A 12,324-nucleotide genomic window follows, 5' to 3' on the forward strand; every position below is an offset into this window, starting at 1 on the left:
CCCACAGCGTGCAATATTGGTTATAAGAAGCAAATGAAAGGAGTGTATGATGATATGCGAATTAAAAAAGCAGTTATTCCGGCAGCGGGTCTCGGAACCCGTTTCCTGCCAGCGACCAAAGCTCAGCCTAAAGAGATGTTACCGATTGTAGACAAACCGGCCATCCAATACATTGTTGAAGAAGCAGTGCAATCAGGCATTGAGAATATCCTCATTGTGACTGGACGCAACAAAAAATCCATAGAAGACCATTTTGATAAATCGGTTGAACTTGAACACTCTTTGTATGCCAAGGGCAAACAGTCTTTACTGGAAGAGGTGCAGGCGATCAGCGAGATGGCAAATATTCATTTTATTCGTCAAAAAGAACCGCTAGGTCTGGGACATGCCATTGGGTGTGCACGGCAATTTGTAGGGGATGATGCCTTCGCTGTACTGCTGGGAGATGACATTATGGTGTCTGATCCGCCTGCACTTGCACAGATGGTCCATCTTTATGAAAAGACAGGCAATCAGATCATCGGTGTCCGTCAAGTAGACGCGGCAAATGTGAGCAAATATGGCATCATTGATTCGAGTGGTGCAGAGGACCGGGTTCACCGAGTCACCAATCTGGTCGAAAAACCATCCCTTGCAGAAGCACCATCCCGAACAGCTGTAATGGGACGATACATTCTGAAACCTTCCATCTTTCCTATTCTGGATCAGATCGAGAGAGGGGCTGGAGGGGAATATCAGTTAACGGATGCCTTGAAAGAAGTGAGTCAGGTGGAGGAACTGTTGGCCCTTGAACTGGAGGGGCGTCGCTACGATATAGGCGATCAATTCGGATATATTCAGGCGATCTTGGAGATTGGACTGTTGCGCAAGGAATTACAGCCCATGCTGACACCCTATCTTCAGAAGCTTGCAACCCAGTGGGCATAGGGAATGATATGTAGCAGAGGTTTAGATCTACTGTAGGACGGGTTCTCCTCCGTGCCGTGGTTCTGTCATAGACTCTAGTGTTGTACAATTATTCCAGTAACGCTACAATTAGCAAGAAATTCAAGTTGCTCTTTGAGGAGTGAGGAAACATGAATGAATCTATCATCAGGGACCTTATTAAGTATATGGACGTGGAGGACAACGCCGCTATTCAGTACATTCAGACCGAGCATCGGATGAAACTGGGACTCTTTTGGGGAATACAGGAAGGTAGCCGTGTTCTGGAAATCGGATGTGGTCAGGGAGATACAACGGCCGTGCTTGCACATCTGGTAGGGGAGAATGGATACGTTCATGGTGTAGATATTGCACCAGAGGATTATGGTGCACCGCTGACCGTAGGGGAAGCGGCAGCCAAGCTACGGAGATCTCCGTTGGGTGATCGAATTCGAATGGATTATGATTTTGACATACTAAGTGATCAGGCTCACTTCGCCGAGAATGAGTTTGATGTGATCGTACTTTCCCACTGTTCTTGGTACTTGAAATCGTTTGACGAACTCGCCCAGATTCTTAGCAAGGTTAGGAAATGGGGACATCAGTTATGTTTTGCAGAATGGGATGCGCGAGTTACAGATGTGAGCCAGCTCTCACACTGGTTATCCGTTCTGATTCAGTCTCAGGTCGAATGTTACAAGGAGAACAGCTTCTCCAATGTGCGCACGCTTTTTACACCGGAGGACATCCAAGAGCTTGTCTCTGCGGCAGGCTGGACGATTAAGGAAGAGACTTCGATCCATTCTCCTGAGCTGCAGGACGGTCGCTGGGAAACCGAAATGACACTGGCAGAAGCGTCTGTGGAACTGAAACTGCTTCCGATCCCGGACAAAGTAAAGACACTTCTTCTTTCCGAACTGAAATTACTTAAGACACATCATGCCTCGGGGCCTGGGAGCCCACTGGGAACGTATGCGATGGTTGCCAAAAAGCAGTAAAGAAATAGCTATTTGCAGTATATTATAAGAAAAAAGTCCATCACGTACTTTATACAAAAGACAGACCGTTTAGCTGAAGTTTTTCTTGTGATAATTGAATGGTTCAGCTCCGCTGGAAACATATAAATTCCATGATCTAAAAAAATGTGTTTACTTCATCACAGTAATTTTGATATTATAATCGCAATATCAAATGCGACGAAGAGACGAGTAGATAAAATTCATTCTTTCAAAGAGAGCTCCGGTAGCTGAAAAGGAGTAAAGAACTTTTTATTGAATAAAGACTCAGAGCAGCACATCGGAACTTAGCATTTAAGGGATGGTGTGACAGGAGCTCCTGTTACAGAGCTAGAGTATTAACGGTCTACAGCTTTCAACATGGTTGTAAACCTTTACTTGAAGAGGCGGATATGGTGACATATTGGCGAATCTGGGTGGTACCACGAGAGTTCAATCTCGTCCCTGAGACTATTGTCTTGGGGATGGGATTTTTTGGTTTTTCCGGGGTGTGACTACACGCTTTGGAATTGCCTGAATAGTGTTAATTAGGAAGTCAATTTCATAATACGTTTTTAGTGAGTTATGAAATTGATTTGAAGAGAAGAATCACTTAAACCGAAAGGAAATGATGATTGAATGTCAGCAAAATTGAAAGTTGGTATCGTCGGTGGAACGGGAATGGTAGGTCAGCGTTTTGTAGACCTGCTCGATCAACATCCATGGTTTGAAGTAACAGCTATTTCTGCAAGCGCCAATTCGGCAGGTAAAACATATGAAGAATCCGTACAAGGCAGATGGAAACTCGCAGTTCCTATTCCGGAAGCTGTGAAGAAAATCGTTGTTCAGGATGCTTCCCAGGTTGAGGCTTTTGCCAGCCAGGTTGATTTTATTTTCTGTGCGGTTGATATGAAAAAGAATGAAATTCAAGCACTCGAAGAAGCTTACGCTAGAACAGGCACACCTGTCGTGTCCAATAACTCGGCTCACCGCTGGACAGCAGATGTACCAATGGTGATCCCTGAGATTAACCCGGGACATCTGGATGTTATTGAAGCTCAACGCAAACGTCTGGGCACAAAAACCGGATTCATTGCTGTAAAACCAAACTGCTCGATTCAGAGTTATGTGCCTGCACTGCACGCCTTGCGTGAGTTCAACCCGACTCAGGTTGTTGCTTCCACGTATCAAGCAATCTCGGGAGCAGGTAAGAACTTTACGGACTGGCCTGATATGCTCGATAATGTCATTCCATACATCGGTGGCGAAGAAGAGAAGAGTGAGCAGGAGCCACTGCGGATCTGGGGTAGCATCGAAAACAATCAGATCGTCAAAGCATCGGCTCCATTAATTACAACCCAATGTATTCGTGTTCCTGTAACGGATGGGCATCTGGCTACCGTGTTTGTAAACTTCGAGAAAAAACCAAGCAAAGACGAAATTCTGGAGCGTTGGTTGCAGTTTAAAGGTCGCCCACAGGAGCTGGCTCTGCCAAGTGCACCAAAACAATTCATTACGTACTTTGAAGAAGAGAACAGACCGCAGACAAAACTGGATCGTGATATTGAACGCGGAATGGGTGTCTCCACAGGTAGACTGCGCGAAGACTCACTCTATGACTACAAATTCGTTGGATTGTCCCACAACACGCTCCGCGGAGCAGCAGGTGGTGCGGTTCTGATCGCAGAACTACTCAAAGCTGAAGGATATATTCAACCGAAATAAGTGCAAAGGCATCATGAGCAGCAGATTTCTGAACAGGATATTTCATGAAAAACCATCACTTGTTGATGGTTTTTTTGTATTGTGAACAGGGACCAGAAAATGGGCAGGAATAGATTAAAGAGATTCCAGCAGAGGGTTGTAGTGGCGAAAAACGCCGACAATGTTGTCGGCGTTTTTACTTAGGCTCATTTAGATATACATAATGTAAGAAATAGCCTATATGTTTAGAACATACGTGAGCTATACCATGTGAAGTTTAAGATACTATGCTAGTTTGCTGCTTCATAGCAGCTGCTGGGCACTGAGCCGAAACCTCAGATTCAGGAAGACTGCGACTTTTTAAACGGGATGCAGGACAACTCCCTTCTTCGTCACGCTTGGTTTCCCAATTGACCGGGTTGGTCATATCCGGGATGCGCTGCTCCAAAATGGCCTCATATTGACGTGCTTTCTCTTCCAAATGGGTTACGCGGCTCTTGGCCTCTTCAAGCTGAATCAGCGCCGCTTCCTTATACTCCATCATAAGTGCGAATCGCTGCGAAACGGTTGAATCACCTTCGAGGCAGAGATCGACGTATGTTTTAATATTTTCAATCGGTAAACCTGTCTGCTTGAGGCATTTGACGCCATGTAGCCAATTGATGGATTCTTCATCAAACACCCGAATATTATTTTTATTGCGTTGAATGCTCGGAACCAAGCCTTTATCCGTGTAAAAGCGAACAGCGTGCTCTGTGAGTCCCGTAAGCTGGGCAGCATCCTGGACAGTATACATATGTACTCCTCCTTCTAAAAAAATATTGGAGACCGCTTGACTTCGTGTAAGACGAAGGAGCTAGGGTTATTGTAACGCAAGTCGGCCGGAAGTGGAATCCTCGCTTCGTTGCTGAATTTCAGGAATACGTGACCACTTGCGATTCACAATTGAACCATAGGAGGAATTGAATATGCAAACTGTAACCTTGAACAATGGAGTGAAAATGCCGATTATTGGCTTTGGTGTCTACCAGGTTCCCGATGCTGATGAATGTGAGAATACGGTATATGAGGCGCTGAAGGCCGGTTACCGCCTAATTGATACCGCGGCAGGTTACCTAAACGAAGAAGCGGTTGGACGTGCAATTAAACGCAGTGGCATAGCGCGGGAAGAACTTTTCATCACGACCAAGCTTTGGATTCAGGATGCAGGATACGAAAGTGCCAAGCGGGCGTTTGCCAAATCGTTAAGTAAGCTTCAGCTCGATTATCTGGATATGTACCTCATTCACATGCCGTTTGGTGATTACTACGGCGCATGGCGTGCGATGGAAGAACTATACCGTGAGGGCAAGATCAGGGCTATCGGTGTCAGTAACTTCCTACCTGACCGCCTGATGGACCTCATCGTCCACAACGAAGTTGTGCCTGTCATCAATCAGATCGAAACGCATCCGTTTCAACAGCAGGTCGACAGCGCTGTTTTTATGAAAGAACAGGGGATACAGCACCAGTCATGGTCCCCGTTCGCCGAAGGTCGCAACAATTTGTTCAGCAACGAAGTCTTGGTTTCCATTGCCGAGAAACATAACAAATCCGTCGCCCAGGTTGTACTGCGCTGGCTTGTGCAGCGGGACGTTGTTGTTATTCCCAAATCGGTACGCAAAGAGCGGCTTGTCGAGAACTTTGATATTTTCGATTTTGTACTGAGTCCGGAAGAGATCGCAACCATTTCTACACTGGATACCAAGGAAAGTCTATTCATGAAGATTGACGACCCTGAAGTTGCCAAGATGCTGGGCAATATGAAAGTGGATTTGTAAGCCAGGAACCGATTACTAGGTTTACGAAACGTAGCAGTATCATAGCAAAATAGTAACAATAACAACTCAATGCAAAACGCCGACAATTTTGTCGGCGTTTCTTAACATTCCAATATTTTGTTAGGCCGCGGATGTCTTATCCGACTTTTGCAGAAGCTGAGATCGACGACCGAGCAGATAACCTGTCAGGGAAGCGAGCATCTGTTGGAATACCATGCCAAGCACAACCGGGACAGCAACTGGTGGCGGAAAATACGAAACAGCGAGTACTGCACCTGCGCTGATATTACGCATACCTCCATTGAACACCAGAGCGACCTGATCGGCCTCGTTCCAGCCCAGCAATCGGGCGATGAAGTAACTTAATGCATAACCGAATGATGCCAGGAAAATAATGATGACCGCTAGACCAGCCAACTTCCAGTTGAAATCGGCCAAGTAGGGTGCAACGACAGATCCGTTAATTGCAACGACTGATGCCATGAACAATTTGGACAACGGATTTAACCTTGGTCCCCAGACCTGGACAATGGCGCCTTTGGTCCACTCATTCAAAAGCATACCGAGCAGGGATGGTACAACAATCATCCAAAACAGACTGCTCATCATGGCTGCTGTGTCCAGTGTAACACTGGTGCCGATTAACAGGGATAACACCCCGGGCACTACGAAAGGAGCAAGCATGGTATCAATCAGGATGATGGAAAGCGTAAGTGCGATATTGCCCCGATAGATACTGACCCAGATGAAGCTGCTTATTCCTGTCGGAATCACGGCTGCCAGAACAAGGCCCGTTATGGTGTACGCATCTGTAGGGAAAACCAGATGACCCATACCGAGAGCAATTAAAGGCATCGCCAAATGTAAAATAAACAGACATACAAACAGGGGGAACGGCTTCTTCAGCACGTTCACAAAATCCCGTATCCCAAGACTGATACTTCCAGCGAACGTCATGAACGCAAAAAGCCAAGGGGATAAAAAGGTATAAGAAGAAAGAAAACTCCCGCATAACACGCCAATAATAATGCTGATTGGGGTAATCAGTGGCATGATGCGGTTCAAGCGTTGGTTCAAGGCTTGAAGCATAATCATGACATCCCTTTACCGTGTGATTTTACTATTATACATCTTAATAACGTTGGTTGCAGACCCATTTGCAATGAAGCAGTCTGAACAGGTATCATGGACTTGGAACAAAGATTCAGATTAGGAGAAAGGGAGATGATCATGTTTATAAGAAAAAGAAAGCACACATTAATGATGACAGGCCTTATTGCATCAAGTATTCTGCTGATTTCAGCCTGTTCTGTCGTGGAACAAGCTAATCAAAGTTTAAATTATGTGAGTGGGGCTACTGATTATATAGAACAGGTTTCAACCGCCGGGGCTGATCTGCAAGAGCTTGCATCGGGTGCGGTAAACAATCCGGAGATTACAACGCAGATTCAGGAGAAAATCGATCTGATCCAAGCAGAAGCAAGTGAATTTTCTCAACTGACCGCTCCTGCAATAGGAGAGAGCATTCATGAGAATCTGGTTAGTTACAATACTCAATTAACAGAAGTTGTGGGCAATTTCGAGAATACAATTGCAGAGCAGGGTTTTACGGCAGAAAATTGGGAGAAGACAGGCATTCCTGAACTGATTACCAACATCAATAATTTGAAAGATCCGCTTAGCGGACTTCAGGGTGAATAAATCGAATTGTTCTTAGCACATTAAGACAATCCAGTTTGGAATCGAATACTTGAGAAGGGCGAGATATCGGAATGATTGAATTACCGTTATGCTCGCTTTTTTTATTTTCCGAAAACGGATGCATATTTAATACCACAGGAGCTAGACTATATCATGTAAATATAAGATCTATATGACATTTATCTCATATTTATGTGAAGATGATCTATGGTTTGACAAGGTTGGGACAGAGGCGTATGATATGTATATAAGTTAATAAAATATAGTTACTTACTATAAGTTATGAAATACACCTAAATATATTTTGCCAAAGGAGAACTGAATCATGACCCAACATAATGGAAAAGTAATCATTATTACAGGTGGAGCCAGTGGTATTGGTAAAGAAACAGCACTTCAACTTTCGGATCAAGGTGCGACTATTGTTGTCGCTGACTATAATGAAGACGGAGCGAAGAAGCTTGCGGCAGAGATTGAAGCAGCAGGCGGAACAGCGGGCGCGTACAAAGTGGATGTATCCAAAGGGGACGAGATCAAAGCCCTGATCGACTGGACCGTAGAGCAATATGGTACGTTAAGCGGTATTTTCAATAACGCAGGCATTGGACTTGTGAAGCCATTTCTGGAGATGGACCCGGAATCCTATCACAGAGTCATTGATGTAGATCAGCACAGTGTATACTACGGTATGTATTATGGCGCGAAAAAAATGGTTGAATTGAACGTACAGGGTACCATTGTAAATACAGCTTCGATCTATGGAAGTGTTGCTGCAGTAGGTAGCTTCAACTACAACGCAGCCAAGGCTGCTGTTGTTATGATGTCCAAATCCGGTGCATTGGAACTTGCTGAGCATGGAATTCGTGTAGTTGGTGTAGCACCTGGCTTTATCGAAACACCGATTCTGGGTGATGACCAAGCCATGAAGGATGCGCTTGCTACTCAACATATGCGTGGAGAGCTTATTCAACCTGAGAAAGTAGCCAGTGTGGTTACATTCCTGTTCAGTGATGCAGCCAGTGCAGTTAATGGTACAACCGTAGCCGTAGATGATGGATTCCTCAGCTTCAAAACTAAATAAGTACCCTTTTATAATTAAGGCAACTCATCTCAAAAAACAGAAAAAAACGGTGCAGAACGATTTATTCGTTTTGCACCGTTTTTGTATTTTCATTATAAAGTAATCGTAGCATGTGAGATGGAAATAAGTTTGTCGAATCATCCCGAAAATTCAGAGATCGTGATACAATTAGCAAGGTTGTATCTTTTTATCATTTTGTGGTGTGTCATAGACAATTCGAACGCCGAGAGAGCCATAACTCTCTTCTTTGTAATGACATTGAGAACAGGTTTTGGTCGAGCACAACGCATCGTTATGAACTTGTAATTTTTCGTTGCACTGTGGACATTTATTTTCAAAAAGAGTCTTCAACACGTTAAACATGCTTAATCACTCATTTCGGATTAATTTACTTGGTTTTCATTATAACGGATTATATTCACCTTGTATAGCACTTTTGAGTGGTATTGAGATGAGATTTATATTGCACGAAAGGAAGCGCATAACCGATGGATCTTCTGCTTTTTATCATCATGTTTATACTGGGTCTGGTCGGTTCATTCTTCTCCGGTTTGTTGGGTATTGGTGGGGCCATTATCAATTATCCGCTGCTGTTATATGTTCCATCCTGGATGGGACTGGAGCCCTTCTCAGCACATCAGGTATCTTCGATTAGTATGTTTCAAGTGTTTTTCGCTTCACTTGCCGGTGTGATTGCATTCCGCAGAAAAGTAAAAACGGGTAGAAGTGGTGGGGCGATCGTTCACCGCGGTTTGGTGCTGTACATGGGCTCCAGCATTCTTGCTGGCAGTCTGATTGGTGGGTTCATATCCGGTCATCTGGACGGAAGGGTTATTAATCTGATCTATGGCATTCTGGCAATTATAGCGATTGTGCTTATGCTGATTTCCGGAAAGGGAAAGCTAGATACCTCAGATCCACTGGTGTTTAACCGATGGATTGCCGCAGGTACTGCTTTTGCAGTAGGAGTTGTGTCTGGAATTGTTGGTGCGGGTGGTGCCTTTATCCTTATTCCCATCATGCTGACGATTCTCAATATCCCCGTACGAACAACGATTGCTTCTTCACTGGCGATTGTATTTATCTCCGCAATCGGCGGCGTTATAGGGAAAATTACGGGTGGAGACATTCCGATGGAACCCATCATCTATACGGTGATCGGCAGTCTGCTGGGGGCATCCCTTGGTTCACGGGTTAGTTCGATGATCAATGTGAGGGTACTTCGATATGCATTAATCGTACTTATCGCCATCACAGCGGTCAAAGTCTGGTCTTCCATTCTGTAAAATCACGTATATGGAAATGAACAATGACGATTTCGTAACCAAACGGTTGGATCGCCGTATAAAGGTTATGAACATGAGCTGAAGCGTTGGATACACGATCAAATGAGTTCAGTTTTCGTCCATGGAGCACCTCATCTCCTTTCATGGATACATGTTTAACATTAATAGAAGTTGAGGTATCCACCCTATGAATAACGTACTTACAGAACAGGCTGATGCAGGATATCGGCTAGCTGAACAGAAAGCGTCTCAGTATTTCACTTCTCTTAGGCAGCAACTTATGGATAATACGTATACAACAGCACTTACCCAAGATATTCATGTATGGCAAAAAAAACATATTCATCGTTTTAACTGGCTTTCTCTTTTATCACCTAGCAAAAGAAAACCGGATCCCCGGGATGTTCATAGATATATCCACTGGCTGAATACTACAGGAAAGCTGGATGATTACCTGGATCGGAGTATCTCCTATATTTATATGCGGGATCTGGGGCAAGCCCTTGATTCACCGGGTACGCAGGCCCGAATTCAGAACGTTGTCCAGAATACCAAAAAATACTTTATGGGCTCTGCTACTGGGCGCAAAGGACAGCCTGATTATATCAGTCTGGCTGCGTTGTACCGGTGGGGACAGAAGGAGCACATTGAAACGGCTGTCATCTGGGTGATGAACAAATTAAAGAATGTAGCATCCAACATCCCGAAGGAGCTGGATGCAGAGCAGGCACAGCGGAAGCTCATCAAGATCATTCTCGGCGTGGTCCTTCATGTGGACGATGAGATGAATGAGCAGACGCCACCTGAAGAACGTGCCCGGAGATTTGATGCGGCGATTCGACTTGGTTATTCGTACGGTTTGACATATCCATTTGTGGATGACTTGCTGGATTCACAGGCTTTGACTGTTCAAGAAAAAGAACAATATTCCCTGATGATACGCGATGCACTTCTTACCGGGGTCGTACCTGATCTGGGGGAGTGGAAAGGCAGCAACCTTGAAGTGATTGAATATGTACATTCCGAGCTTCGGGAAGCATTTGAGTACATCAAGAACTACCAGCATCCAGAGAAACAGCGCACGTTTTTAGAGCAATCCTATGTGTTCTTTCAGTCTCAGGAGATCGATCGCAACAAGAAATTAGCCAATGCGAATTATACCAATGAAGAATTGTACATTCCGATTATTATCAAATCTTCTTCTTCCCGATTAATCGTCCGGTCTGTTCTCAGTGCGCCGGAGGATGAAGGATTTGATCTACGGACGTTCTATTACGGGATATATAATCAGTTGGCAGATGATTTTGCCGATATGTTTGACGATATGGAAGAAGGGGCAGTAACTCCGTATACGTATTATTTGAAGTATCGAGATTTGCGCCCTGATCTGATTAATCCATATGAATTGTATTGGGCAGTCATCTCTCATCTAATCCATGATGTTTACAACTCGGATGCCAAGACCCGTGAGGTCATACTGGATCGCGCGATCAACGGGCTGAAGCGTTGTAAAGAACGGTTGGGGCAGCAGAAATATGATGAAGTGATGACGATCATTGCCTCTGGGCAGCCTGAATTCAATCAACTGGTTCAACAGATGGTGCGAAAAGCGGATGACGTTGATTTCCTTGATAAATTGTTACGGGATCAGGTTGTGCTTCAATTGAAAAATGACAAGCAGGAGAAAGAGGAGTTCAAGCAGACCATTCGAACGGTTCGCGAACAGATTAATGTGGAGTTGCAGATTGCAAAGCCCGGTGGACTGCATGAGATGAAAGAAACGCTAATCGATGCAGCCAATTATAGTTTGCAGGGAGACGGAAAGAGGCTACGCCCCATATTAACTTGGGTTATGGGTGTGCGCGAGTATGGTCTACCTGAATCATCCATTGTTCCGCTGTTAAGATCATTGGAGTACATGCATACCGCTTCCCTGATCTTTGATGATCTGCCTACGCAGGATAATGCTTCGACAAGGCGTGGACGTTCCACGCTGCACCATGTGCACAATAGTGCCACAGCAGAGCTTACCGGTCTATTTCTTATCCAGAAGGCGATTGGAGAGCAATCCTCATTGGATCGTTTTGATGCGGCGACCGTGCTCAAACTCATTCAGTATTCGGCTGAAAAAGCAGAGGATATGTGTATGGGGCAGGCGATGGATCTGAACTCCAAAGGCAAGGCATTGACGCAGGAGCAGTTGAACATGATCTGTTTTTACAAAACAGGCATTGCCTTCGAAGCTGCTCTGGTTATGCCAGCGATACTTGCCCAAGTGAAGGAACCGGAGATGGCTACGCTGAAAAAGTTCGCTTATCATGCGGGGATCGCCTTCCAGATCAAGGACGACTTGCTGGATTTCGAGGGAAATCACCTCATTCTTGGGAAACCTGCAGGTCAGGATGAGCGGAACAACAATTCAACCTTTGTGTCTATTCTTGGTGATGAAGGCGCGAAAAAAGAGATGTGGGAGCATTATTGTCTTGCTACAGATGCATTGAACGAGATGCCGAAACCTATTCCCTTCTTAAGACATTTATTGGATTATCTCGTAGGGCGGGAGCGCTGAACCATTTTCTCGCAATTCCTTGCAACATATGACTTATAATGATATATAATGACAAAGTTCGGGATTCCATGTGGATGGATTCCGGGCCTTGTTTGGTTTTAAAGACACAAATCTCTTAAAAAGATTTGTTTCAACGGCTAAATTTCTGGGTATTAAGCAGGTATTGTGTTTTAAAACGGATTAATTGTTATGAAGTAAATTAAATTAGGCCAAATTTATATTTCGACAATCTTTATCTAAAGTA

At 44.6% G+C, this 12,324-nt stretch carries 10 protein-coding genes and 1 other annotated feature; of the genes, 8 read left to right on the forward strand and 2 right to left on the reverse strand.

What is annotated here, in order from left to right:
• Nucleotides 1-54: 54 nt before the first annotated feature.
• From galU to asd, 3 genes are all read left to right on the forward strand, one after another.
• Nucleotides 55-927 (forward strand): UTP--glucose-1-phosphate uridylyltransferase GalU, encoded by an 873-nt coding sequence (gene galU, locus MKY44_RS12060; protein ID WP_341007219.1) that lies wholly within the window; start codon nucleotides 55-57, stop codon nucleotides 925-927.
• 149 nt (nucleotides 928-1,076) lie between these two features.
• Nucleotides 1,077-1,922, forward strand: coding sequence for a class I SAM-dependent methyltransferase (locus MKY44_RS12065; protein WP_341007220.1), 846 nt, complete (start codon nucleotides 1,077-1,079; stop codon nucleotides 1,920-1,922).
• Nucleotides 1,923-2,111: 189 nt separating this feature from the next.
• Nucleotides 2,112-2,389: a binding site (T-box leader), on the forward strand.
• Between the two features lie 169 nt (nucleotides 2,390-2,558).
• Nucleotides 2,559-3,644, forward strand: coding sequence for an aspartate-semialdehyde dehydrogenase (gene asd / locus MKY44_RS12070; protein ID WP_100528950.1), 1,086 nt, complete (start codon nucleotides 2,559-2,561; stop codon nucleotides 3,642-3,644).
• A gap of 256 nt (nucleotides 3,645-3,900) precedes the next feature.
• Here asd and MKY44_RS12075 read toward each other — a convergent pair whose 3' ends face one another.
• Complete coding sequence (locus MKY44_RS12075; RefSeq protein WP_341007221.1) at nucleotides 3,901-4,419, reverse strand: MerR family transcriptional regulator; 519 nt, start codon at nucleotides 4,417-4,419, stop codon at nucleotides 3,901-3,903.
• A 172-nt stretch (nucleotides 4,420-4,591) separates the two neighbouring features.
• On the opposite strand from MKY44_RS12075, the gene MKY44_RS12080 reads away from it, so the two are divergent.
• Nucleotides 4,592-5,443 (forward strand): aldo/keto reductase, encoded by an 852-nt coding sequence (locus MKY44_RS12080; protein WP_341007222.1) that lies wholly within the window; start codon nucleotides 4,592-4,594, stop codon nucleotides 5,441-5,443.
• Nucleotides 5,444-5,563: 120 nt separating this feature from the next.
• On the opposite strand, the gene MKY44_RS12085 is transcribed toward MKY44_RS12080, so the two are convergent.
• Nucleotides 5,564-6,532: a bile acid:sodium symporter family protein gene (locus tag MKY44_RS12085; RefSeq protein WP_341007224.1), complete on the reverse strand. Its 969-nt coding sequence runs from the start codon at nucleotides 6,530-6,532 to the stop codon at nucleotides 5,564-5,566.
• Nucleotides 6,533-6,667: 135 nt separating this feature from the next.
• On the opposite strand from MKY44_RS12085, the gene MKY44_RS12090 reads away from it, so the two are divergent.
• The 4 genes from MKY44_RS12090 to MKY44_RS12105 all read left to right on the forward strand — a co-directional run bounded on the left by MKY44_RS12090 (nucleotide 6,668) and on the right by MKY44_RS12105 (nucleotide 12,080).
• Complete coding sequence (locus tag MKY44_RS12090) at nucleotides 6,668-7,144, forward strand: DUF6376 family protein (protein WP_341007226.1); 477 nt, start codon at nucleotides 6,668-6,670, stop codon at nucleotides 7,142-7,144.
• A 325-nt stretch (nucleotides 7,145-7,469) separates the two neighbouring features.
• Nucleotides 7,470-8,225 (forward strand): SDR family NAD(P)-dependent oxidoreductase, encoded by a 756-nt coding sequence (locus MKY44_RS12095; RefSeq protein WP_047842788.1) that lies wholly within the window; start codon nucleotides 7,470-7,472, stop codon nucleotides 8,223-8,225.
• A 488-nt stretch (nucleotides 8,226-8,713) separates the two neighbouring features.
• The gene (locus MKY44_RS12100) at nucleotides 8,714-9,511 is read left to right on the forward strand and encodes a sulfite exporter TauE/SafE family protein (RefSeq protein ID WP_341007227.1); all 798 of its coding nucleotides are present in this window, start codon (nucleotides 8,714-8,716) and stop codon (nucleotides 9,509-9,511) included.
• A gap of 187 nt (nucleotides 9,512-9,698) precedes the next feature.
• A complete protein-coding gene (locus tag MKY44_RS12105; RefSeq protein ID WP_341007228.1) occupies nucleotides 9,699-12,080 on the forward strand; it encodes a polyprenyl synthetase family protein in 2,382 nt (793 codons plus the stop codon).
• Nucleotides 12,081-12,324 lie beyond the last annotated feature (244 nt).

The organism is Paenibacillus sp. FSL R7-0026 (assembly GCF_038004485.1).
In the GTDB taxonomy this organism is placed as follows: Bacteria; Bacillota; Bacilli; order Paenibacillales; family Paenibacillaceae; genus Paenibacillus; species Paenibacillus xylanexedens_A.